Here is a 23809-nt window from a genome sequence, read left to right as displayed (position 1 = left end):
CGCCTACTTGCCTGACTTCTTTCCTGATTGATCCCCCGCACAGTTCCCGCGCCTAATTTTTGCGCGAGGGAACGCTCATGTTTGACCCGCTTATTCAGTCCACTTCGCACACTCGCGTGCGCTGATGGAAGCCGTCACCCGCATCGAGCAAGCACTCGACAGCTTTCCCGCCACCCTCAGCCTCTACCGCGAGCAGCTCAAGCATTGGGCCAGTCGAGCGGCGGACAAGGTCAGCCACGCCGCAGATCTGCCGTCGCTGATGGGCATGGAGCGAATCATTCGCTTCGGCTCCGATAGCACTGCCGTCAGCAGCACTGACAACGAATTTTTCTCCGGCGTCGTCCAGTGCCCGGAGAGCGGCCCGATGCTGATCGAAAGCAAATTCGAGTCGGTGTACGACATTCCGCTCGGCAACATCGTGGTCGATGTGATCGCCATGGACGGTGGCGCAACCACCCCCATCACCCTTGATGCGCAAGGAAAGGGCTCATTCAAAGGAATACCTGGCAAGTTCTACCGGGTGCAGGTGCACAGCGATGTCACTCCGGATCAGGTCGAGGATCTTTTCAAAGCCTATGACGGCCTGACCGCTGAGCTGGATGGCTGGCTGCGCAGTGAGTGGAAGGGTTTCAAACCGCAGTGGTCGCAGTCGGTGGCGATGTCGGCAGGCAACGGCATGCTGGCCGGGAGTTGGGCGGCCATCGAGGGGGTGTGGGACAGCATCGGCCTGCTCTCGGACATTCTCCAGGACCCCGGCCAGTTTGCTGAGCGCTTGGGCAGTGGCGCGGCGGATCTGATCGAGCTGGCGAAAACTGCGCCCGAGGTCATGCAGAAGCTGCAACTGCTGGTCAGTGACGAAGCCGCACTGTGTTTATTGCTGCGCACTGCCAGCCTTTGGCTGGAGATGCTGCCGCCCAGTGAAGTCGCCGGCAAAACCGCTGAAGCGGCGTCGATGATGATGGTGCAGTTGCTCATCGATGTGCTGATCAGCGTCGTCTTGACGTTCGTCAGTGGTGGCGCAGGCATCGCTTATCTGACGCTGCGTCTGGCGGACCGCGCCGTGCAATTGCTGTCGGCGGTGAAGCGTTTGGTGAAGGCGATGTTCGGCATCGTCGAAGGGTTCATCAAATACGTCGATCAATACAAAACCGTTGCCGCCCAAGGCATCGCCGCCGGGGTGAAAAAGGGCCGGATGCAATTGCGCTGGCATGCGCAGCGCAACACCTTGTTGAAGAAAGACGAGCATCACGACGACTCGCCGGATCAAGCGAAAAACCCCAACGGCGACAGCGCCGATTGCGTGCCCCGCACCTGCACCAACGGTTGTCCGGTGTCGATGGTTACTGGCGAAGAACTGCTGACCCTGACTGATGCCGTGCTCGATGGCGTGTTGCCGTTTGAGTTCGCGCGGTTGTATCGCTCCAGTGCCGCCGAGATCGATGTCGGGTTGGGCTTTGGCTGGAGTCATTCGCTGGCGCATCGGCTGGCGTTTGAGGGTGACTTTGTGGTCTGGGTCGACCATGAAAACCGGCGTACCCGTTTTCCGTTGCCCAGTGCTGCACGCCCGGCGATTCACAACAGCCTGTCGCGGGCGGCGATTTTTCTGGGTGATGAACCGGAGGAACTGATCCTCGCGCTGGCCGGGGAAACAGCGCGGTTTTATCACTTTCGCGCAGGACGGCTGACGGCGATCAGCGATGCCTATGGCAATCGTCTGACGGTGCAGCGCGATCGCTCTGACCGGGTGCAGCGACTGGATAACGGCGCCGGGCGTTCGCTGTTGTTGCGGTATGACCGGGCGCAGTTGGTTGGTGTGGATTACCAGGTGTTTCGCGACGGTGCCTGGAGTACCGAACAGGCGCTGATCAGTTACCGCTACGACGCTTACCGGCACCTGATCGAAGCGACTAACGCCGTCGGTGACAGCGAGCGCTACGACTACGACGACGCTCACGTGATTCTGCAGCGGCAACTGGCCGGTGGCGCGAGTTTTTTCTGGGAGTGGGAGCGGTCGGGGAAAGCCGCACGGTGCGTGCGCCACTGGGCGTCGTTTTCGCAAATGGACACGCGTTACGTCTGGAATGACGACGGCAGCGTGGCGGTGCATTACGTCGATGGCACCGAAGAGACTTACGTCCACGATGATCGTGCGCGGTTGGTGCGTAAGGTCGAGGCCGACGGTGGTGAACAGCTCAAGGCCTATGACTCCTCGGGGCGCTTGATCGCCGAGCAGGATGCCTTGGGTGCGGTCACCGAATACCGCTACGACGAGGTCGGACGGCTGATCGCGCTGATTCCTGCTGTTGATGCGCCCACGTCCTACGAGTATCGCAACGGTTTCCTGCACAAGCGCTCCCGCGGCGAGGCGGTGTGGATCTACCGGCGCAATGCCGAAGGCGATGTCACCGAAGCGGTCGACCCTGACGGTCAGGTCACCCATTACTACTACGACACCCGGGGTCAGTTGCTGTCGATCCGCTACCCGGACAGCAGCCGGCATCGGCTGGTCTGGAATGCCCTCGGCCAGTTGACCGAGGAAACGCTGCCCGACGGTGGCGTGCGGCGTTTTTCCTACGATGCACTGGGGCGGCGGACCACGACTGCGGACGAACACGGTGCAGTCACCCGTCAGCACTGGGACGCCGCAGGCCGACTGACCCAGACGACTTTTCCTACCGGCAGCACCCGCGCCTACAGCTACGGCGCCTACGGTCAGGTTACTGCCGAGCGCGATGAACTGGGGCGCATCACCCGCTACGAATACGACGACCTGCACCTGGTCTCGCGGCGGATCAACCCCGACGGCACGCGGGTGCAGTACCGCTACGACCATGCGCAACTGCTGCTCACCGAGATCGAAAACGAATCCGGGGAAAAGTATCGGCTGGATTACACGCCGACCGGGCTGATTCGTCAGGAAAGCGGTTTTGACGGCCGCCGCACCGAGTACGCCTATGACCTCAACGGCCATCTGCTGGAAAAGACCGAGTTCGGTGATGACGGTTCGCAACTGGTCACCGCTTATGAGCGCGATGCTGCCGGGCGTCTTCTGCTCAAAACCCTGCCCGACGGCATCAAGGTCAGCTATCAATACGATCGCCTCGGCCGTTTGATCGGTGTCGACGACGGCCAGCAACACCCGCTGGCCTTCGAGTACGACCGTCAGGACCGGCTGATCACCGAGCATCAAGGCTGGGGCACCCTGCGCTACCGCTACGACGCCTGCGGTCAGCTCAAGCGCATGCGCCTGCCGGACAACAGCGTGCTCGACTACCGCCACGCCAAGGGTGGCGCGCTGACCGACATCGACCTCAACGGCACGCCGCTGACCCGTCACGTCTACCAGTCCGGTCGCGAACAACAACGTCAGCAAGGCCTGCTGCTCAGCGAATATACCTACGACGATCAGGGACGATTACTCGCCCACGCCGTAGGCCATCAGCGCGATGCGTTGTACCGCCGCGATTATGCCTACAACGCCAACGGCAATCTCGCGCACATCGCCGACAGCCGCCACGGCCAGCGCACCTACGGCTACGACGCCCTCGACCGCCTCATCCGCGTACGCCACTCGCGCGATGAACTGCCGGAATCCTTCGCCCACGACCCGGCCGGCAACCTGCTGATGCAGGACCGCCCCGGCCCGAGCCAGATCAAAGGCAATCGCCTGCTCATGCAGGGCGACCGCCACTACGACTACGACGCCTTCGGCAACCTGATCCGCGAACGTCGTGGCCGCGCGCAGACCCTCGTCACCGAATACCGCTACGACAGCCAACACCGTCTGATCGGCCTGACCCGCCCCGACGGCCAGACCGCCAGCTATCGCTACGACGCCTTCGGCCGACGCATCAGCAAAACCGTCAATAGCGAGACCACCGAGTTCTTCTGGCAAGGCGATCACCTCGTCGCCGAAAGCAGCGAAAGCGAATACCGCAGCTACGTCTACGAACCCGGCACCTTCCGTCCGCTGGCGCTGCTCGACGGCAAAGGCCCGAAAAAAGCCTGCCCCTTCTACTACCAACTCGACCACCTCGGCACCCCGCAGGAACTCACCGACTACAGCGGCGACATTGTCTGGTCCGCGCAATACGACGCCTACGGCAAAGTCGCCGCGCTGACCCTCGCCGGCGAGGACTACCTGAACCAGCCGCTGCGTTTTCAGGGGCAATACTTCGACGGCGAAAGCGGCCTGCACTACAACCGCCACCGGTATTACGACCCGAGGTTGGGGCGGTATTTGACGCCGGATCCGATCAAGTTGGCCGGGGGGTTGAATCAGTACCAGTACGTGCCGAATCCGACGGGGTGGGTGGATCCGTTGGGGTTGAGCTCCAATTGTCCGCCGCCCAAAAAAAATAAGAACCAGAAGTGCTCAGTACCAACTCAGGCTAACAAGCCTAATGTAAATCAAGGGTTGCCTGTCGTTCCGGCTGTTGGCAAAGATGGGCCGCAAAATGAAGCTGAAGCTAAGCGTCAGGTATTAGCTTGGAACAGACAATACAGAATGCACTCAGTAGAAAAACATGGGCCAGAGATTGATGATGCAGCTTTAAAGCAGAGGTCAATAGACGGCTCGCATCCAACAAAAAAAGGCGTTAGAGGGATGGTGGGCCCGAGCTCTCAATTCAGTAGTTGGATGATGCAATTTCGAGCGTTGCATTTTGCTTTATCTAGAATGCATAAAAAAAATCCTGAGCCGACAGGATATGATGCTGACCAAAACCCTATTGTTAGGATGAAACTGCCAGGGGCAGGCCGTGGCTACAAGCCCAATACAAGAGATCTAAGCAATCCTCGTTATATAGATAGCTTGGATGGGGCAGAAGTGAAGTTTGATAAGCGAGATGTTACACGACCATTTACTGGCTTTCCAAGATAGGTGAACTTATGTTGATGCTACCATTTACAAGATTGCCATATGAGCCCCGGCTCTCTAACGTTCTGAGTGGAATATCGATTTATGATCGGGAAGAGACGCTTGGTCAGGCATTATGGGATTACGATCCAAATAAGTATGATGATCGACAAGAAATAATTAAAAATTTCATTGTTCCTGAGTTTGATTATTTAACCTATCGTCATAGATATTTGATTTACAATCTCATTGAAAGCCATTTGCAGGATGCTTGTTTTGATTTTTCTGGAGAGTTTGAAAGTGACTATGAAGATCCGAGAGTGCTCGCGTGGGACGAAACACAAATAATAGACGCTCGTGGTTTTTTTGAACATATATACGAAGTCGTAAGTGAATCATGGAAGGATGATTTACTTCGGGCGAGTCTTGAAGATCAAACACAATGGTGATTTTGATTGATCTGGCTAATTCGCGAAGTTGAAGAAATCAACGTTGGCCGACTAGTTGCGATGGATGGAGGTCTGGAGCGGTGAGACTATCAATCACATGCACGCTATACCCCGGAACATTCTTCGCATGATGCTTCGCCTGCGAGGCCATCTCCGCGAGTTGGCTAGCATCAAGGTGCGCGCAGGCTTCTGGGTGCAGATGAACGACACCAATAGACAGTGACAACAGCGGAAACTCCTGCCGCACCCCTTGGCGATTCGGCGCAATAAAGCATCCCGCCTCAAGGTGTTCGGGCCGGTAGAAACGGCGGCATTGGCTTTGAAAGTCGTCGAGCAATTGATTGAGGCGTTTGCGCCAGTCTTCCGGGCCTAGGACGAGCAGGAAGTCGTCACCGCCGATATGGCCAACGAAGTCACGGGTCGGGTCCACCCGCTCGTTGAGGCATTGCGCCAGACACAGCAGAACTTCATCACCCCGTCCGTACCCGTAGATATCGTTAAAGGGTTTGAAACTGTCGATATCGACATAGCAAATGACCGACTCGCGCCCCTGCTGCAGCAACCGCGTCAGGCATTGCTGAATCGGCACATTACCCGGCAACAAGGTCAGTGGATTAGCGTAGCGCGCTTGTTGGATCTTCAGTTCGGTGATCAGTTTGAGTACATCGATCACCCGCCCGAGGCCGAGGTAGCCGCCGTTGAGGGTGATGATGAAGTCTTCTTCGATGCGCTGGCGGGCGCGGCTGGTGATCAGGCGGCTGACCTGTTGCAGCGACTGGCTCATTTCCACCGCGAGGAAGTCGTCGTTCATCAAGCGGCTGATCGGTTTGCGCGCGAACAGGTCGGTGGCGAACGGTTTGAGCAGGGCATCCGATAGCGAGTGGCGGTGGACGATGCCGCAGGGCTGGCCTTGTTCGTCGAGTACCGCCAGGGAGTTAAGGTTGGCCTGGCGGCGGAAGGCTTCCAGCACGGTGGCGGTCGGTGTGTCGCGATGCACGGCCGGTTGGTCGTTGAGCAGGGCGCTGAGGTCGCTGCCTTCGTCGTTCAGCGCAACGCTGCTGCTGTCGTGTTTGGGCATCAAGGCGCGGGCGTCGCGGGGTGGATGTTCCTGAGGACGACCGAGCAGGTAGCCCTGCACCAGATCGACGCCCATTTCAGTCAGCACCGCGAGTTCTTCCGGCAGTTCGATGCCTTCGGCGATGACTTGCGCGCGAGAGGCTTTGGCGATTTGCAGGATCGAGCCGACGAACTCGCGCTTCAGCGCGTCCTGATGAATGCCATCGATGAAGTGCCGATCGATCTTCACGTAATCCGGGCGCAGCTCCGACCATAACCGCAGGCTGGAATAGCCGGCACCGAGATCATCCAGTGCAATGGAAAATCCCATCGCCCGATAGTGATGCAAGGCCGTTTGCAGCAACTGAAAATCGTCGATGGGTGTCTGTTCGGTCAGCTCGATGACCACCTGACTCGGAGGAATGCCGAAATCCTGCAGCAACTGCAACGTGCGCCCCGGTTGATGCGCGGCTTCAAGCAAGGATTCCGGCGAGACGTTGAGAAACAGTTTGCCCGGCAGTTGCTGCTCGTTGAAGCGACGGCAAGCGCTCTGGCGGCAGGCGATCTCCAGTTCGCTCAAACGCCCGGCCTGGCGCGCCACGGCGAACAGCGCGATCGGCGAGTGAAGAGGGCTGTTGGAAGGGCCGCGCGTGAGGGCTTCGTAGCCGAGAATGCGCCGTTCGGAGAGAGAGATGATCGGTTGGAACAGGCTGTGTAATCCGCTTTGAGTCAGGATCGAGCTCAAGGCACTCAGCTGTTCGGTCGTGGTCATGGCAATCTCTGGCGATAAAAAAAGGACTGGGAGCGCTCTCGATGAAGAGAGTGGCTCCCAGTCCTTTATTGCACGACAGAATGATGACTGTTTGATGACGATCCGGGGATCGTCAGCATTAAATTGCCATCACCTTACTTCTTGGCCACCTGATTGCTCAGCTTCAGGTAATCCAGCAGTACTCGCCCGGTTTCGCTCAGGTAGGCATCGTCTTCTGGTTTGACCTTGTCCGGCTCGGCGGCCGAGAGGGCGTCGTCGTCTTCTTTCTTCAGCTCTTTGAGCGGCTCTTCGCCTTTGGCTTTGCGACGGATGTTTTCCATGGCCAGTTGCTTGGCGTCGATATCGGTGTGTTGCGCGCGACGCTCGGCTTCGTTAAGGCTGACGGTTTTTTCTTCCATCAGTTTCTGCGCCAGGGCCAGCTTGTCACGGATGAACACGAACTCGGCATCCTTGGCGGTGCGCGTGTCATGTTCGGACTTGAGCTGCGCCAGGTACGGCTTGAACGGATCGGCCGCCGGTTTGATTGCCGCGCGGATGGTGTCCCACGGCATGGCTTCCGGCAGTGCGCTCTCACCGATTTCCTTGGTGTCGATCAACGACGGGTAGTCGATGTCCGGCAACACGCCCTGATGCTGGGTGCTCTGACCGGAAACCCGGTAGAACTTGGCCAGTGTCAGTTTCAGTTCACCATGGTTCAGCGGCTGAATGGTCTGCACGGTGCCTTTACCGAAGGTCTGGCCACCGATGATCAGCGCGCGGTGGTAGTCCTGCATGGCGCCGGCGAAAATCTCCGAAGCCGAGGCGGACAGGCGGTTGACCAAGAGTGCCATCGGACCTTTGTAGAACGCGCCCGGGTTTTCGTCTTCGAGTACGTCGACACGGCCATCGGCATTACGCACGAGTACGGTCGGGCCTTTGTCGATGAACAGACTGGTCAGCTCGGTGGCTTCCTGCAGGGAACCGCCGCCGTTGTTGCGCAGGTCGATGACCACGCCGTCGACTTTGTCTTTCTGCAGCTCGGTGAGCAGCTTCTTGACGTCGCGGGTCGTGCTCTTGTAGTCCGGATCACCGGCACGGAAGGCCTTGAAGTCGAGGTAGAAGGCTGGAATCTCGATGACGCCGAGTTTGTAGTCCTTGCCGTCCTGTTTCAGGTTGAGCACGGACTTCTTCACGGCCTGATCTTCGAGCTTCACCGCTTCACGGGTGATCGGCACGATCTTGGTGGTCTGGTCGTTCGGTGCATTGCTCGCCGGAATCACTTCCAGACGCACTACGGTGCCTTTCGGACCACGGATCAGCTTGACCACTTCATCCAGACGCCAGCCGACCACGTCGACCATTTCCTTGTTGCCTTGGGCAACGCCGATGATCTTGTCGGCCGGGGCGACCTGTTTGGTCTTGTCGGCCGGGCCTGCCGGCACCAGACGCACGACTTTCACCTGGTCGTTGTCGCTCTGCAACACGGCACCGATGCCCTCGAGGGACAGGCTCATGTTGATGTCGAAGTTTTCCGCGTTATCCGGCGACAGATAGTTGGTGTGCGGATCGTAGGACATGGCGAAGGTGTTGATGTACGCCTGGAAGATGTCTTCCGGACGGGTCTGATCCAGGCGCGCCAACTGGTTCTTGTAGCGCTTGGTCAGGGTTTCCTGGATCTGCTTCGGCTCTTTGCCGGCGATCTTCTGGCGCAGGACTTCGTCCTTGACGCGTTTGCGCCACAGGTCATCCAGCTCTGCGGTGGATTTCAGCCAAGGGGCGTCCTTGCGATCGATCAGCAAGGTCTCCTTGGTGTTGAAATCCATCTTGTCGACGCCTTTGTTCAGCTCGGCAAGGGCGAAGTCCAGACGCGCCTTGACGCGGTCCAGGTAGCGCTTGTAGATGGTGAACCCGGCATTGAGGTCGCCGCTTTTGAGGAAGTCGTCGAACTGGGTCTTCCACTTGTCGAACTCGGCGATGTCGCTGGCCATGAAGTAGCTGCGCGACGGATCCAGCAGCTTTATGTAGCTGTCGTAGATGATTACCGAGCGGGCATCGTCAAGCGGCGGCTTGCTGTAGTGGTGACGCTTGAGCAACTCGACGACGTTCAGACTGGCGATGACTTCATCGCGATCAGGCTGCAATTTGTCCCAGCTGTTGGCTGCGAATGTATTGCCCGACACCGGCAACAAACCGATACCGATGAAAAGAGCGAGGGCGGTGCTGGGGAGCAAATGCTTCATGCTGATTCGACGCGGGGACAATTGATAACGCATATTAGGCCGTCTTTGAAGTCGCCGGTTCTACGAGAGCCGGTCGCATAATGCAAAAAGCCCGGCGCTACAGCTTCGGGCTCAGTCCAGACTCACTATGGAGGCACTGTGAAGGCATTGCAAGGCGTTGACGGTCAAGTGGCATGGGTTGAAGAGCCGAGTCCTACGTGTGATGTAGGACAAGTCCGCATCCGAGTGGCGGCAGCGGGCCTCAATCGCGCCGATTTATTACAGAAAGCAGGGCTTTATCCGCCACCGCCAGGGGCCAGCCAGGTGCTCGGTCTTGAGTGTTCCGGGGTGATCAGCGAGGTCGGCGCGGGCAGTGCGTGGCAGGTCGGCGATCGGGTTTGCGCCTTGCTGGCCGGGGGTGGCATGGCCGAAGAGGTGGTCGTCGACGGGCGGCACGTGCTGCCGATTCCCGAAGGCGTCTCGCTGATTGAGGCCGCGGCATTGCCCGAGGTTTATGCAACAGTCTGGCTGAATGTGTTTCAACTTGCGGCGCTCAAACCGGGTGAGAAAGTTCTCTTGCACGCCGGCGCAAGTGGAATCGGTTCAGCCGCGATTCAGTTGTGCAAGGCGTTTGGCAATCCATGTTGGGTCAGCGTCGGTTCGGCCGAGCGTTTGGCCTACTGTGAGGCGCTGGGCGCGCAGGGCGGGGTGGTGCGCACCGATGATCTGGAGAGCCTGCGCGATTTTGGGCCGTTCGATGTGATCCTCGATCCGGTCGGCGGCAATTATTCGGCATTGAATCTCAAGCTGATGGCGCTGGACGGGCGTTGGGTGTTGATCGGTTTGATGGGTGGTCGTGAGGCGAAGCTGGATCTGGCGCAGGTGTTGGCCAAGCGTGTGCAACTACTGGGTTCGACGTTGCGCAGCCGTGATGATCAGTTCAAGGCGGATTTGTTGAGTGATCTGGGCCAGCAGGTGTGGCCGCTGTTTGCCGAGGGGCGTTTGAGTCCGCAGTTGGCCAAGGCGTTTGCGGTGAAGGATGCCGAGGCGGCGTTTGCGGAGTTGGCGAGTAATACGGTGGCGGGCAAACTGGTGTTGGTGATTGACGAAAGTCTGAGCTGAGATCAAGGCAAAAAGCCCCTCACCCTAACCCTCTCCCAAAGGGAGAGGGGACTGACCGGGTTGTTCTGTCGAGTTGCATCGACCTGATGCATCGGGTCGAACTCAGGTATGGAATATCAGCCTGCCTGTGCAGATTAAATCTTTGTCATTTCCAGAGGTGGATTGGCCAGCCGGCTTTTTCGGCGTGCTCAAGCAGCACTGGATCCGGGTTGACCACGTGCGGGAAATCCACCTTCAGCAACAACGGCAGATCATTGCGTGAGTCGGAATAGAAACTCGCGCCTTCCAGGTTTTCCTCTTCAGCATCCAGCCATTCCAGCAAACGGGTGATCTTGCCTTCGCGGTAGGTCAGGGTGCCGACGGTGTGGCCGCTGTAAACGCCGTGGGCGACTTCCAGTTCGATACCGAGAATTTCATCGATGCCCAGTCGATCGGCAATCGGTCTGACCAGATGCGTGCCCGACGCCGAAATCACCAGAATCCGGTCGCCGGCCTTGCGGTGGGCTGCGATGGTTTTGGTCGCGTCGCTGAAGATGATCGGTTCAATGAAGTCTTCCACCCATGGGCCAACCAGATGCTCGACTTCTTCCGGTGTGCGGCCGATGAGCGGTTCCAGGCTGAACTCCATGTAGTCTTCCATGCGCAATTTGCCATGGCTGTAGGCGTCCATCAGTTCGTTGTTCTTGCGCATGAACGATTCAGGATCGACCCAGCCCAGGCGCCCCATCTGCTCGCTCCAGAGGGTGGCGCAGTCGCCGTGGATCAACGTTTCGTCCAGATCAAAAATTGCCAGGGCCATCAGTGCAGTTCTCTCTTCAACGTCAGCAAAGTCATCAGGCTACCTCACACAGGGCCGTCGGATCGATGGAAAGCGCCAAACGCTGACCGTCGGGATGCAGATCGGCGGCCGAGCGGTTGAGCACATCCACCACCAGTTCCACGCCGCGCGCTTCGATGCGATAGCGGATCACGTTGCCGAGCAGGCTGTGGCTGCGGATCTGCGCGTCGAGTTCGCCTTCCAGGCTCAGCTCGATGGCTTCCGGGCGAATCGCGATGCGGTGGTTGATCGGGCGCTGCAACAGCTTCGATGCGTCGTCGGCATCGAGCAGGTTGTAGTTGCCGATGAAGCCGGCGGCGAACACATCGACGGGGGCGGTGTAGAGGGTTTCGGCATCGCCGCTTTGTACGATTTTTCCCTGATTCATCAGGAAAATCCGGTCAGACATGGTCAGCGCTTCTTCCTGATCGTGGGTAACGAAAATCGTCGTCAGGCCGAGTTCGCGCTGAATCTGGCGGATCTGTTCACGCAGGTGCTTACGAATGCGTGCATCCAGTGCAGACAGCGGCTCATCCAGCAGCAACAATCGCGGACGCGTCACCAGTGAACGGGCAAGGGCTACGCGCTGACATTGGCCACCGGATAACTGATGCGGATAGCGGTTGGCGAAGTCGTTCAGTTCAACCAGTTTCAACACCTCGGAAACGCGTTTATGGCTGTCGTCGGCATTGACCTTCTGCATGCGCAAACCGAAGGCAACGTTCTGTTCCACGGTCATGTTGGGGAACAGCGCATAGCTCTGAAACACCATGCCGATCCCGCGTTTCTGCGGACTCAACGGCACGATATCGACGCCATCGAGGAGGATCTTGCCGCCATCGACCGGTGTCAGGCCGGCGATGCAACGGAGCAGTGTGGATTTGCCGCAACCGGAGGGGCCGAGCAGGGTGACGAATTCACCCTTGTTGATTTCGCAGTCGATGTCGCTGAACACGGTCGTGCCGGCGTAGCTTTTCTGCAGGTGTTGGACGCTGACATAGCTCATTCGCTTTTGTCCTTGTTCAAGATGTTGGCGATCCAGGTCAGGACCAGCACGAAAAAGAAATACGAAATAACCAGCGCACTGGTGAAGTGACCGCTGCTGTTACGCATGTTGTTCAGGTAAACCTGCAGGGTTTCGTAGCGGGTGCCGACGAGGATGTTGGCAAACACGAACTCACCAAACAGGAACGAAAACGACAGCAGCAACGCGACCATCAGGCCTTTGCGCAGATTCGGCAACACCACCAGAAACGCTGCCTGAAAGGTGCTGGCACCGAGCAGTTGCGCGGCGTCCATCAGGTCGCGCAGGTTGATCGCTTGCAGATTGTTGGTGATCGCCCGGTACATGAACGGCAGGGCCACGGTGAAGTAGCAACCGATCAGAATCCACGGCGTGCCGACCATCGCCATCGGCCCGGAACCGTAGAGTTGCAGCAGTCCCACTGAAGACACCACCGGCGGCACCGCGAAGGGCAGCAGGATGAGGATGTTCATCAGCGCATCGAGTTTCGGAAAGTGGTAATGCACCACGAACAGCAGCGGCAGGATCAACACCACCGACAACACCAGCGCACCGACGCAGACCAGCAATGACTGGCCGAATGCGTGAAGAAAGCGCGGATCGCTCCACAATTGGATGTACCACTTGAAGGTGAAGCCGCTGGGCAGAATGGTCGCCGACCAACTGCTGGCGATCGAGTAGACCAATGTGCCCACGAGTGGCAGCAAGAGGATGGCAAACAGCAGGTAAACCACGACGCGGTGGTAGAGGCCGGCCGGGCCGGATTCAGCGCGAGACATGGTAGCTCCTCTTCAACAGCAGTTGATGCACGACGGTGACGATGGTCATCAGCGCCACCAGCACCACGGCCAGGGCGCTGGCCAGATTCGGGTCGAGGGAAATATCGCCGGAGACCATTGCCGCAATACGGATCGGCAGCACGTTGAAGTTGCCCGTGGTCAACGCGTACACCGTGGCATACGCGCCGAGGGCGTTGGCCAGCAGGATCACGAACGTACCGAGCAGCGCCGGGGTCAGCACCGGCAGACCGATGTGCCGCCAGAACTGCCAGCCATTGGCACCAAGCAGTGCGGCAGATTCGCGCCAGTCTTCACGCAAGGCGTCGAAGGCGGGGTAGAGCAGCAGCACGCCGAGGGGAATCTGAAAGTAGGTGTAAAGGATGATCAGGCCGGTTTTCGAGTACAGGTTGAAATCCTGAATGATCCCCGACTGCTTGAGCATGATGGTGATGCTGCCGTTGAAACCGAGCAGGATGATGAACGCGAAGGCCAAGGGTACGCCGGAAAAATTGCTGGTCATGTTGGCGAAGGCATTCACGAAATTGCGCAGTTTCGAATCGACCCGGCGCAGGGAATACGCACCCAGTACGGCAATGATGATGCCGAACACGCTCGACCAGAAACTGATTTCGAGGCTGTACTGGATCGCCTGCAAATAGAATTTCGAACTGAAGATCTTGCTGAAGTTGGCCAAGCCCCAGCCGAACTCTTCCGATTGCAGACTGCTGATCATCACCCAGGTCAGTGGGGCGATTTCGAAGACGATAAAGAACAGTGCGAAAGGCACTACGCACAGGGCTGCCAGCCATTTGCCGCGAGTCATTGAGTTCACTTGAGCAATTCCCGGCACACAGGTTTGTCATGGGGCACGCCGAGCAGTTCGCAGACCGTGCCGCAGATTTCCGTTTGCTTCGGAGCTGCGTCGGCGTCGAGGCTGAACGCGTCACCGAGGACAAACAGTGGCACTTGGCGCTCTTCTGGCAACAGGCCGTTGTGCGAGCGATCGTTGTTCATGCCGTGGTCGGCGGTCACCAACACCTGATAGCCAGCGTCGAGCCAGCTCTGCAGATAATCGGCGAGGATGATGTCGGCGAAGCGCGCGCTGTTGCGGTACTGCGAAGAATCGAGACCGTGTTTGTGTCCGGCGTCGTCGATGTTCATCGGGTGAATCAGCAGGAAGTTCGGGTCGTGGCGCAGGCGCAGGTTTTCCGCGTCGGCGAACAGATGCGAATCCGGGTAGTGATCGCTCCAGTAGAAATGCCCGTGCTGGATCGGTAGCGACAGATTGTCGGTGTGCCGGTCGCGTGCTGCCACGAACGGCGAACGGTTATACAACTCGCTAACCCAGTGATACGCCGCCGCAGCAGTTTTCAAACCAGCATCGCGGGCGTAGTGATAAATGCTGCGCTGATTGGACAGGCGCGAGACGTTGTTGTGGACGATGCCGCTGTCGATCGGCGGCACGCCGGTGAGGATGCATTCATAAAGCGGTCGGGACAGGGCCGGCAGTTCGCACTCCAACTGGTAGAGCGCGGCGCGTCCTGCGCCAACATAAGCCTGCAGATGCCCCATGGCGTGACGCGCGACCTCGTAGTTGAGGCCGTCGAGCACGACAAGGATGACGTTGTGCTTCATAGGGGCAAAAACTCCGCGAAACAGGAAATTTCAGATTCAGCCGAGATCCCCTGTGGGAGCGAGCCTGCTCGCGAATGAGGCAAATCATTCAACATTGATGTCGACTGACACGACGCCTTCGCGAGCAGGCTCGCTCCCACATTTGGATCTTCAACAGATCACGCAGTAGTGATCAGTCGGTTTATTTCATCTCTACGATGACTTCCTCGTTCCACTGCTGTGGCAGGGCTTTGGAGGTCTTCTCCCACGCATCGGCGTCTTTGATCGGAGTCACTTTCTTGTACTGCTCGTTCGGCAGCAGTTTGGCTTTCACGTCTTCCGGCAGTTGCAGGTGTTCGGCACGGATCGGGCGGGCGTTGCCGCGGGCGAGGTTGGTCTGGCCGGCGTCGCTGAAGATGTATTCGCGGGTCAGCTTGGCGGCGTTCGGGTTTTTCGCGTACTTGTTGATGATCGTGGTGTAGCCGGAAATCACCGAGCCGTCGGACGGGATCAGCACCACGTAGTCATCCGGGTTGGCCATTTTGGCTTTGTAGCTGAGGCCGTTGAAGTCCCAGACCACACCGACTTCGATCTCGCCTTTTTCCATGGTGGCGATGGTCGGGTTGGCCATCGACAGGCGACCTTGCTTGGCGATGTCGGCGAACAGCAGCAGCGCAGGCTTGATGTTTTTCTCGTCGCCACCGTTGGCCAGTGCGGCAGCCAGAACGCCGTTGGCGGCTTGGGCGGCGGTGCTCACGTCACCGATCGAGACCTTGTATTTGCCGCCCTTGAGGTCAGCCCATTTGGTCGGTACTTCGGAGCCGTGCAGGAGTTTTTTGTTGACGATGAAGGCGATGGTGCCGGTGTAGGCCAGCGCCCAGTTGCCGTCCTTGTCCTTGGCCCAGTCCGGGACTTGATCCCAGGTGCTTGGCTTGTACGGTTGCACCACGCCTTGCTTGACCGCGATCGGGCCGAAGGCGGCACCGACGTCGCCGATGTCGGCGGTGGCATTGTCTTTCTCGGCGGCGAACTTGGCGATTTCCTGGGCGGAACTCATGTCGGTGTCGATGTGCTTGAGGCCGTAGGTTTTGGCCAAGTCTTCCCAGGTGCCTTTCCAGTTGGCCCAGTCATCGGGCATGCCGACACTGTTGACGGCGCCTTCCGCTTTCGCAGCGGCTTCGAGGGTTTTCAGATCGGTGCCGGCGGCCATGGCCGAGGTACACATTGCAATGGTCGAGCCTAACAGTGTTGCCAGGAAAAGCTGTTTCATTCCGAAGCTCCTTGGTCGTGTTCAACGCTGCGTTTGCGGTGGTTGTTGGTCTAGGTCAGCAATACCTGAGCCAATTTAAGGGGGCTGGATGACACTTTGATGTCGGCAGCCCTGCGGCAGGCCGTTTATTTGCCCGGTATCGGCGGGTGCCAAGTAAGCGTAGACCATGCTCAAAGCCCCGCAGAGCAGGGAATTGGCCGATGTATTGCAAGTCGTGAGGACGACCGTTCGGTAGTTTTGTCATCTCTCGGTCATCTGCACTGCCTAGGCTTGCATCATCAGAAAACGGCTTGATCGCCGTGCGGTTTTGCCCCGAAACAGTGCTGGTCTAGTCCAGATAGGTAACGTTGATGCGCGATGAGGCAACAAAAGCGGTGACAGCCATTGGCCAGGTGTTGCAGGAGCAACTCGATCACGGGTTGTTGGCGGCGGGCAGCAAGTTGCCGGCCGAGCGCAAGCTCAGTGAGTTGTTCGGTACCACACGGATTACTGTGCGTGAGGCGTTGTTGCAGTTGGAGGCGCAGGGGCAGATTTATCGAGAGGAGCGCCGTGGCTGGTTCGTTTCGCCGCCGCGTCTGGCCTATAACCTGATGCAACGCAGTCATTTTCACGCGATGGTCAGTGCGCAGGGGCGGGTGCCGTCGACCGAGGTGATTTCGGCGCGGTTGCAGCCGGCTTCGGCGGCGGTTTGCGCGTGGTTGCAGTTGCCGGCGTTGTCGAGCGTGATTCAGATTTGCCGATCGCGGCGCATTGATGGGCGGTTGGTGCTTTATGTTGAGCATTATTTGAATCCGCAGTTTTTTCCGGGGATTCTGGGGTTTGATTTGAATCAGTCGATGACCGAGTTGTATGCGCGGCATTACGATTTGCACTATGGGCGGGTGCGCTTTGAGATTGTGCCTACGTCGTTGTCGGTGGATGCGGCGGCGGCTTTACGGGTGTCGGTGGGGAGTCCGGGGTTGCGGATTGCTCGGGTTAATTATGATCAGCATGAGCGGTTGATTGATTGTGATCTGGAGTTTTGGCGGCATGATGCGATTCATGTCGGGGTGGATGTTGTTTGAGCGTTTTGGGGGTAGATCCGTTGCTGCGGGTGTTGCTGATTAGGGTTCCGCCCTTACGGCGGGTCACTTTTTCCAGACGCCGAAAAAGTAACCAAAAAGGCTTGCTCCTACGTCCGGCCCGCTCGCTAAAGCTCGGGGTCCCTTCGCTCCGGGATCGATCCGGGCGCAGCGCCTACGGTTTGCTTCGCTGCACCTCCTCTCGCTGTGTTTGGCTTCGCCAAACGGTCGCTGCGCTCCCACCCCCGGATCAATCCCTCCACTCAGCCTTCCGACGTCGCCCGTGGATCAAGATCAAGAGCGGTACTCGAGCTTGCGCTCATTGTGTTGAGTGGTGAGAAGAAGAAGCGATATAGGTTTACCGGTTGGACTCAATCCCTGTGGGAGCTGGCTTGCCGGCGATGGCGGCCTGACAGCCGACCTGTTTCTTGCGGATGTACTCGATCCCTTGTAGGAGTGAGCCTGCTCGCGATGGCGGCCTGACAGCCGACCTGTTTCTGACAGGCTGCACACGGTCCAAATGTGGGAGCGAGCCTGCTCGCGAAAGCGCCCCCACAGTCACCTCATCCCTATTTGCCCGCCCGCGCATTGGCATACAAATAATCCGTCGCCAACGAAGCCAATGTCCTCACGCCGACCACCAGCGCCGATTCATCCACAAAGAACCCCGGATTGTGATTCGGCGCAGCCTTGCTCATGTCCTGATCCCGCGGCGTCACGCCGAGAAACACAAACAACCCGGGCGCTTCTTTGGCAAAGAACGAGAAGTCTTCCGCGCCGCCCACCAGCGGTGCATTCACCACATCATCCTTGGCCGCCCACTTCAACGTCGGCAGCATCTTTTCCGTCAGTGCCGGGTTGTTGATGGTCGGGTCGTATTTTTCGATGATGGTGACGTCGGCTTTCGCGCCACCGCTTTCGGCGATTTTTTCCACGGTCTGGCGGACGTCGGCGTGCAGTTTCTGGCGGATGCCGTAGTCGTAGGAGCGGATCGTGCCGGTCATGTCCACGGATTCGGGAATGATGTTGTAGCGCGTTCCGCCGTTGATGGTGCCGATGCTGACCACCGAGGGATAAGACGAGATATCGGTGCGGCGGCTGACCACGGTTTGCAGGCCGACGATGGTTTGTGCGCCGACGGTGATCGGGTCGATGCCGTCCCATGGGCGGCCGGCGTGGGTTTGTTTGCCGAGGATTTTGATCCGTAGATCGTCGGAGCTGGCGAGGGTGGCGCCTGGGCGGTAGGCGATCTGGCCGGCGGGGATGCCGGCCCAGACGTGCAGGCCGAAAACGGCGTCGGGTTTCGGTGATTTCATCACGCCTTCCTCGACCATCATTTTCGCGCCCCAGGTGTTTTTGCCGTCGGGGATGAAGTCGCTCGGGCCTTCTTCGGCGGGCTGGAAATAGAACACCACGGTGCCGGGCAGGGTGTCGCGCATGCCCGTGAGAATTTTCGCCGTGCTCAGCAGGATCGCGGTGTGGGCGTCGTGGCCGCAGGCGTGCATGACGTCGACTTCTTTGTCGAGGTAGGTGCCTTTGGCTTTCGAGGCGAACGGCAGGTCGGAGACTTCCTTGACCGGCAGTGCGTCCATGTCGGCGCGCAGTGCCACGGTCGGGCCGGGCAGGGCGCCTTTGAGGACGGCAACTACACCGGTGCGGGCGACGCCGGTTTTGACTTCCAGGCCCATGGCCTTGAGTTGTTTGGCGACCAGTTCGGCGGTGCGTTTTTCCGTATTGCCGAGTTCTGGATGAGCGTGGATGTCGCGGCGGGTTTCCAGCAGTTCCGGTTCGAGTTTTTGCGCCTGTTCGGCGATCGTTATGCGGGTGCTTTCCAACGTCGCGGCGCCAGCGTGGCTGGCGAACAGGCTGAGTAGAACGGCTTGGGCAATGCGCGTCAGTTGCATCGGTTTCTCCTTGATTATTGTTGTCGGGCTTCCCTGCCTGTGACTGCAACCGCGCGCTTGAGTGCTATTCCTTCGGCTCGCCGCCACCGGCAGTGATCACTTGCACGCTCATGCGTGGCGTTGCCAGATCGAGTCCGGCTTCGTCGAGATGGCGCTTGAGCGACAGGTTGAAGGCTCGGGACACTTCCCACTGTTTGATCGGCGCGGTCTTGAACCGCGCGCGCAGAATCGCGCTGCCGGACTCGAAACTCTCGACACCCTGTATCTCCAGCGGCGACCAGATATTGCGCCGTTGCAGTGGATCGGTACGCATCTTCTGACCGACTTCGCGCATCAGTTTGATCGCGTCGTCGATTTCCATGTTGTACGGCACCGCGACGCGGAAGATCGCGTAGCCGAACTCCCGTGAGTAGTTCTTGATGCTTTTGATTTCGCTGAACGGGATGGTGTGGACGATGCCGTCGATGTCGCGCAGGCGCACGGTGCGGATGGTGAGGCCTTCGACGGTGCCGAGGTGGCCGCCGACATCGACGTAGTCATCGATGGCCAGCGAGTCTTCGATGATGATGAACAGGCCGGTGATCAAGTCCGCGACCAGCGACTGCGCGCCGAAACCGATGGCCAGACCGATCACACCGGCACCGGCCAGCAGTGGCGTGACGTTCATTCCCATGTTCGCCAGCGCGACGATCAGCGCAATGATGAAAATCGCCACGAACAGCACGTTGCGGATCAGCGGCATCATCGTTTGCGCACGGGCATTCGCCAGACCTTTGCGCGAGCGGGTAAGGGCGTGATGTACGGCGGTGTCGGCGAGGATCCAGATCAGCCAGGAGAAAATCAGTGTGCCGATCAGGCTGAACAGTTTGACGCTGACATCATGCCCTTCGCCCTCGGCGAAACCGATCAGTGACTGGCCCCACACGCGCAGGCCGAGTTCGATGAAGACCAGCCAGACCACCAGGTGCGCGAGGGTGTAGAAGAAGTTTTTCAGGCGTTCGGAGTACAGCGCGTGGCGTTTCGGTCCGCGTTGCGGTTTCAGTGAGTGGCGGCGCACGAGGCCGTTGATCACCATGCACATCACCAGCAACACGGTGCAGATCAATGACTGGCGCAAGGCGGTGCTGGTGTCGCCGGCGGAAACGAACGTGGCGAACAGCGAGATGCCGACCAGCACCAGCGCCGGCACGTACCAGAAGGTGCCGAGGATTTCGATGGTGTCGCTGAGGGCGCGGCGGGTCAGGCGTCGCGACAGCGGCTGGTTGCGGATCAGGTGCGCAATCGGTCGGCGGAAACGCAGGATAAACAGACCGGTCGACAGCGCCGCGAGGACATTGGCGATGGTCGCGGCGGTGTGGGCCAGGTGCACGCCGAGGCTTTCGATCAGGCGTGGATCGTTCAGCGCCTCACCGAACGCGGCGAAGCTGCCGATCAGCCACAGCGGCCGGAACGCCTGATGACGCAGGATGTACAGCGCCCGATGGCGATGCGGGCCATCGAGCAGGGAAAACGCGATCACGCAGATCGCCGAGAAACAGGTGCCGACCACCAGTGCATAAGCCAGCACCATCGCCAGGCTTTTGCCCAGTGAAGACGGCAATGCGTAGCTCATGTAAACCGTCATCACCAACGCGATCAGCCACGGCCCGAGCTTGCGTAATGCAAAGCGCAGCATGTCGAGGGCTTTTGGGTGTTGCGGCAGTTCTTCAGTGAGGCCAAAGCGCATGCGTACCCGATGGCCGAGCCAGATCAGCGCGGCGGCGAGCAGGCTCCACACGGCGAGGATCACGGCGAAGCCGAAGATGATCGGCAGCCATTCGTTGGCCGGCAACATCATGCCGCTCAGCTCTTCCTTGGCCAGGTCGAACTCGTTGCCCCAGCGATTGAGCGGGCTGTCGGCGCCGGTAAATTGTTTTTCGAAGTTGGACAGGGTGCCGCCGATCAGGCCGAGCACGCCTTCTTCAGGGCTGGCCTGGGCTTTTTTGGTGGCGTCGCGCAGCTTCTTCAGATCGGTCAGCAACTGTGCGCGTTGCTTGTCGTTTTCCAGCGACTTGATGACTTCGTCGAGGGACTGGCCGAGCGGCTCCTGCGCTTCGGGCTGGGCTTTGTTGGTGTTGAGCAGACCGGGCAAACCGACCGCGTGGGCGGGGGCCAGCGGCAACAGCGTCATCAGGCAGACGAGGAACAGGCTGGGCAAAGCAAAAAGACGAGCGAACACTAGGCGGTCAACCTCGCAAGGGGCGGATTCGCTGGAGTGTACGAGGCCCACTAATGCATTGCGAGCCGGGCGCGGATTTATTCGTTGAGTTTGGCGAGGATCTTGTACACCACCGTGGCGAGGATCGTGAGCATGCCGACCCACATGGCAAACACCCCGGCGTTCTTGTCACGGAAGTTGAAGCCGATGGCCAGCAGGATCATTCCGCTCAGAATCGGAATGAGCATGGCGTGGAACGAAGACATCGAGATCATGGAGACTGCCTTGTCGAAATGAATGATGTAAGTCTAGGTCGGTTTTGGTGGAGCGGTTCTGATGTGTATCAGAATTGAGTCAGCCCGTGGGTGAAATCTGTATTGGCTTGACTGGCCTCATCGCCAGCAGGCTGGCTCCCACATTTGGAATGCATTCCAAGGTGGGAGCGAGCCTGCTCGCGAAGCTTTTTAGGGCAACTCGCGGCAGGCGTAAAACGCGCTCAGCACTTTGACCAGATGCGCCAGGTCGTGGCTGCCGCACAGTTCGCGGATCGAGTGCATGGCGAAGGTCGGCAGGCCGATATCGACAGTACGCACACCGAGGTGGCTGGCGGTGATCGGGCCGATGGTCGAGCCACAGCCCATGTCACTGCGCACCACGAAGCTTTGCACCGGGACTTCTTCGGCCATGCACAAATGGCGGAAGAAGCCGGCGGTTTCGCTGTTGGTGGCGTAGCGCTGGTTGCTGTTGACCTTGATCACCGGGCCGGCGTTGAGTTTCGGGCCGTGGTTGGCGTCGTGCTTTTCCGCGTAGTTGGGGTGCACGCCGTGGGCGTTGTCGGCCGAGACCAGCAGGGATTTCTGGATGGTGCGGACGAACTCGTCACCTTCCGGCAGCAGGCGGCGCAGGGTCTGTTCGAGCATCGGGCCATCGGCACCGCAGGCCGAGCAGGAGCCGACTTCTTCGTGGTCATTGCACACCAGCACGCAGGTTTCGTCGGTTTCGGCGGTGAGCAAGGCTTGCAGACCGGCGAAGCACGACAACAGGTTATCGAGGCGCGCGCCGGCGATGAAGTCGCCATTGAGGCCGATGACCGCAGCACTTTGCGTGTCGTAGAAGCTCAGCTCGTAATCGAGCACGACGTCGGCGTTCAAACCATGTTCGCGGGCCAGTTGATCAGTGAGCACGGCGCGGAAATCCACACGCTCGTCACCGGCAAATTGCGCGAGGATCGGCGGCAGTTCGGTCTGCGCGTTGATCGCCCAGCCCTGATTGGCTTCACGGTTGAGGTGAATGGCCAGGTTCGGAATGATCGCGATGGGTGCCTTGAAATCGATCAACTGGCTTTCGACTTTGCCGTCGCGACGGAAGGTGACGCGGCCGGCCAGCGACAGATCACGGTCGAACCACGGTGCCAGCAGCGCGCCGCCGTAGACTTCAACGCCGAGTTGCCAGAAGCCCTGACGCTGCAGTTCCGGTTGCGGCTTGACCCGCAGGCACGGGCTGTCAGTGTGCGCGCCGACCAGGCGGATGCCGCCGTGCAGTGGCGAAGTACGGCCCATTTTGATCGCGACAATCGAAGAGTCGTTGCGGGTGACGTAATAGCGGCCGTTAGGCTCGGTGGTCCATGGCTCACGCTCGTCGAGGCGCACATAACCGGCAGCCTCCAGACGCTGCACCAGACTGGCAGTGGCGTGGAACGGGGTAGGGGAGGCCTTGAGAAAGTCGATCAGGCCTTGGTTCAACTCTTCGCGCATAAGAAACTCCAGACAGCAGTGGGCGGGAGTTTAACGCATCGGCTTGAAGCTTGGGGCATGACATGCGGTCTTGAAATGCATGCAAAAAACTGTGGGAGCGAGCTTGCTCGCGAAAGCGGTATCACATTCAACATTCATGTCGACTGATCAATTGCTTTCGCGAGCAGGCTCGCTCCCACAGGGGGGCAGTGTGGTCTGTCAGAACGGTGCAGGGCACTCGAAGCGCAGGCGTTCGCCGCTTTGCGGATGGGTGAAGCTGAGCATGCTCGCGTGCAAGCACAGGCGTGGCCATGCCGCCAGCGCCTGCTCGTGGGCGTAGAGCCCGTCGCCGAGCAGCGGATGCCCGATTGACAGCATGTGCACGCGCAACTGGTGCGAGCGGCCGGTGATCGGTGTCAGTTCGACGCGACACCAGTCACCGCAACGTTCCAGCACACGCCAGAAGGTCAGCGCATGCTTGCCGAATTCGTGGTCGACCACATGACGCGGTTTGGTCGGAGGATCGTAGCGCAAAGGCAAGTCAATGCTACCGCTGTCGAGTTCCGGCTGACCCCAGGCCAAAGCGGTGTAGGCCTTTTCGGTTTCGCGGTCGTGAAACTGGCGCGACAATTCGCGGTGCGTGTCGGCGTCACGGGCGAGCAGAATGATGCCGGAGGTTTCCCAGTCCAGGCGATGGACGATGCGCGCTTCCGGGTAGCCGTTTTCCTGCAAACGGGTAATCAGGCAATCCTTGTTGTCGTCAGCGCGACCGGGCACCGAGAGCAGCAACGTCGGTTTGTTCACCACCAGTACGGCGGCGTCCTGATGGAGGATGTGGATGTTGGACAGCGGCATTAAAACAGCCTCGTAACAAATGCCAACGGCGGCTCGGAACTGCTGATAACCCTGTAGGAGCTGCCGAAGGCTGCGATCTTTTGACTTTGAAGATCAAAAG

The 23809-nt window shown here is 59.2% G+C and carries 17 protein-coding genes; 4 read left to right on the top strand and 13 right to left on the bottom strand.

Translation table 11 applies throughout. From position 1 onward, the window contains the following. Positions 1–124 precede the first annotated feature (124 nt). Together ACW9IR_RS18995 and ACW9IR_RS18990 are read left to right on the top strand one after the other, a co-directional pair. Positions 125–4882 carry an RHS repeat-associated core domain-containing protein gene (locus ACW9IR_RS18995; protein ID WP_457464639.1) on the top strand — a complete coding sequence of 1586 codons (4758 nt, stop codon included), beginning with the start codon at positions 125–127 and terminating at the stop codon, positions 4880–4882. Between the two features lie 8 nt (positions 4883–4890). Next, positions 4891–5307, top strand: coding sequence for a hypothetical protein (locus ACW9IR_RS18990; RefSeq protein ID WP_457464637.1), 417 nt, complete (start codon positions 4891–4893; stop codon positions 5305–5307). Positions 5308–5344: 37 nt separating this feature from the next. Here ACW9IR_RS18990 and ACW9IR_RS18985 read toward each other — a convergent pair whose 3' ends face one another. Together ACW9IR_RS18985 and ACW9IR_RS18980 are read right to left on the bottom strand one after the other, a co-directional pair. Continuing rightward, positions 5345–7135 (bottom strand): bifunctional diguanylate cyclase/phosphodiesterase, encoded by a 1791-nt coding sequence (locus tag ACW9IR_RS18985; RefSeq protein WP_457464635.1) that lies wholly within the window; start codon positions 7133–7135, stop codon positions 5345–5347. 134 nt (positions 7136–7269) lie between these two features. Further along, on the bottom strand, positions 7270–9354 hold the full coding sequence (locus ACW9IR_RS18980; protein WP_457464633.1) for a carboxy terminal-processing peptidase: 2085 nt from the start codon (positions 9352–9354) through the stop codon (positions 7270–7272). A 138-nt stretch (positions 9355–9492) separates the two neighbouring features. Between ACW9IR_RS18980 and ACW9IR_RS18975 the strand changes: the two genes are divergently transcribed. Then, a complete protein-coding gene (locus ACW9IR_RS18975; RefSeq protein WP_457464631.1) occupies positions 9493–10455 on the top strand; it encodes a zinc-binding dehydrogenase in 963 nt (320 codons plus the stop codon). Positions 10456–10600: 145 nt separating this feature from the next. Here the strand turns inward: ACW9IR_RS18975 and ACW9IR_RS18970 are convergent, their stop codons facing one another. The 6 genes from ACW9IR_RS18970 to ACW9IR_RS18945 all read right to left on the bottom strand — a co-directional run bounded on the left by ACW9IR_RS18970 (position 10601) and on the right by ACW9IR_RS18945 (position 15959). After that, positions 10601–11254 (bottom strand): HAD family hydrolase, encoded by a 654-nt coding sequence (locus ACW9IR_RS18970; protein ID WP_122598943.1) that lies wholly within the window; start codon positions 11252–11254, stop codon positions 10601–10603. Positions 11255–11288: 34 nt separating this feature from the next. Continuing rightward, positions 11289–12278, bottom strand: coding sequence for an ABC transporter ATP-binding protein (locus ACW9IR_RS18965; RefSeq protein WP_457464629.1), 990 nt, complete (start codon positions 12276–12278; stop codon positions 11289–11291). Beyond that, positions 12275–13075 (bottom strand): ABC transporter permease, encoded by an 801-nt coding sequence (locus ACW9IR_RS18960; protein ID WP_007916333.1) that lies wholly within the window; start codon positions 13073–13075, stop codon positions 12275–12277. The genes ACW9IR_RS18965 and ACW9IR_RS18960 overlap by 4 nt, the downstream gene beginning before the upstream one ends. After that, positions 13062–13898, bottom strand: a complete 837-nt coding sequence (locus ACW9IR_RS18955; protein ID WP_410479219.1) for an ABC transporter permease — start codon at positions 13896–13898, stop codon at positions 13062–13064. The genes ACW9IR_RS18960 and ACW9IR_RS18955 overlap by 14 nt, the downstream gene beginning before the upstream one ends. 5 nt (positions 13899–13903) lie before the next feature. Continuing rightward, positions 13904–14710, bottom strand: coding sequence for an alkaline phosphatase family protein (locus tag ACW9IR_RS18950; RefSeq protein ID WP_102901193.1), 807 nt, complete (start codon positions 14708–14710; stop codon positions 13904–13906). A gap of 181 nt (positions 14711–14891) precedes the next feature. Next, on the bottom strand, positions 14892–15959 hold the full coding sequence (locus ACW9IR_RS18945) for an ABC transporter substrate-binding protein (RefSeq protein WP_007916337.1): 1068 nt from the start codon (positions 15957–15959) through the stop codon (positions 14892–14894). A 350-nt stretch (positions 15960–16309) separates the two neighbouring features. Between ACW9IR_RS18945 and ACW9IR_RS18940 the strand changes: the two genes are divergently transcribed. Next, positions 16310–17023 carry a UTRA domain-containing protein gene (locus tag ACW9IR_RS18940; protein WP_102901192.1) on the top strand — a complete coding sequence of 238 codons (714 nt, stop codon included), beginning with the start codon at positions 16310–16312 and terminating at the stop codon, positions 17021–17023. Between the two features lie 566 nt (positions 17024–17589). On the opposite strand, the gene ACW9IR_RS18935 is transcribed toward ACW9IR_RS18940, so the two are convergent. From ACW9IR_RS18935 to ACW9IR_RS18915, 5 genes are all read right to left on the bottom strand, one after another. Continuing rightward, positions 17590–18924 (bottom strand): amidohydrolase, encoded by a 1335-nt coding sequence (locus tag ACW9IR_RS18935; RefSeq protein ID WP_457464626.1) that lies wholly within the window; start codon positions 18922–18924, stop codon positions 17590–17592. A gap of 64 nt (positions 18925–18988) precedes the next feature. Beyond that, positions 18989–21142, bottom strand: coding sequence for a mechanosensitive ion channel family protein (locus ACW9IR_RS18930; RefSeq protein ID WP_102901190.1), 2154 nt, complete (start codon positions 21140–21142; stop codon positions 18989–18991). 77 nt (positions 21143–21219) lie between these two features. Further along, a complete protein-coding gene (locus ACW9IR_RS18925) occupies positions 21220–21396 on the bottom strand; it encodes a hypothetical protein (protein WP_175559679.1) in 177 nt (58 codons plus the stop codon). A gap of 189 nt (positions 21397–21585) precedes the next feature. Then, the gene (locus ACW9IR_RS18920; RefSeq protein WP_457464623.1) at positions 21586–22875 is read right to left on the bottom strand and encodes a M18 family aminopeptidase; all 1290 of its coding nucleotides are present in this window, start codon (positions 22873–22875) and stop codon (positions 21586–21588) included. Positions 22876–23073: 198 nt separating this feature from the next. Beyond that, on the bottom strand, positions 23074–23709 hold the full coding sequence (locus ACW9IR_RS18915) for an RluA family pseudouridine synthase (RefSeq protein ID WP_102901189.1): 636 nt from the start codon (positions 23707–23709) through the stop codon (positions 23074–23076). Between the last annotated feature and the right edge of the window lie 100 nt (positions 23710–23809).

This window comes from Pseudomonas sp. SDT291_1_S447 (assembly GCF_054070155.1).
This window is presented reverse-complemented; position numbering and strand designations above follow the sequence as displayed.

Bases quoted from the DNA above. Each gene is read 5' to 3' on its own strand.
- ACW9IR_RS18995 (WP_457464639.1), top strand. From the start codon at position 125: ATGGAAGCCGTCACCCGCATCGAGCAAGCACTCGACAGCTTTCCCGCC.
- ACW9IR_RS18990 (WP_457464637.1), top strand. From the start codon at position 4,891: ATGTTGATGCTACCATTTACAAGATTGCCATATGAGCCCCGGCTCTCT.
- ACW9IR_RS18985 (WP_457464635.1), bottom strand. From the start codon at position 7,135: ATGACCACGACCGAACAGCTGAGTGCCTTGAGCTCGATCCTGACTCAA.
- ACW9IR_RS18980 (WP_457464633.1), bottom strand. From the start codon at position 9,354: ATGAAGCATTTGCTCCCCAGCACCGCCCTCGCTCTTTTCATCGGTATC.
- ACW9IR_RS18970 (WP_122598943.1), bottom strand. From the start codon at position 11,254: ATGGCCCTGGCAATTTTTGATCTGGACGAAACGTTGATCCACGGCGAC.
- ACW9IR_RS18965 (WP_457464629.1), bottom strand. From the start codon at position 12,278: ATGAGCTATGTCAGCGTCCAACACCTGCAGAAAAGCTACGCCGGCACG.
- ACW9IR_RS18960 (WP_007916333.1), bottom strand. From the start codon at position 13,075: ATGTCTCGCGCTGAATCCGGCCCGGCCGGCCTCTACCACCGCGTCGTG.
- ACW9IR_RS18955 (WP_410479219.1), bottom strand. From the start codon at position 13,898: ATGACTCGCGGCAAATGGCTGGCAGCCCTGTGCGTAGTGCCTTTCGCA.
- ACW9IR_RS18950 (WP_102901193.1), bottom strand. From the start codon at position 14,710: ATGAAGCACAACGTCATCCTTGTCGTGCTCGACGGCCTCAACTACGAG.
- ACW9IR_RS18945 (WP_007916337.1), bottom strand. From the start codon at position 15,959: ATGAAACAGCTTTTCCTGGCAACACTGTTAGGCTCGACCATTGCAATG.
- ACW9IR_RS18940 (WP_102901192.1), top strand. From the start codon at position 16,310: ATGCGCGATGAGGCAACAAAAGCGGTGACAGCCATTGGCCAGGTGTTG.
- ACW9IR_RS18935 (WP_457464626.1), bottom strand. From the start codon at position 18,924: ATGCAACTGACGCGCATTGCCCAAGCCGTTCTACTCAGCCTGTTCGCC.
- ACW9IR_RS18925 (WP_175559679.1), bottom strand. From the start codon at position 21,396: ATGATCTCGATGTCTTCGTTCCACGCCATGCTCATTCCGATTCTGAGC.
- ACW9IR_RS18920 (WP_457464623.1), bottom strand. From the start codon at position 22,875: ATGCGCGAAGAGTTGAACCAAGGCCTGATCGACTTTCTCAAGGCCTCC.
- ACW9IR_RS18915 (WP_102901189.1), bottom strand. From the start codon at position 23,709: ATGCCGCTGTCCAACATCCACATCCTCCATCAGGACGCCGCCGTACTG.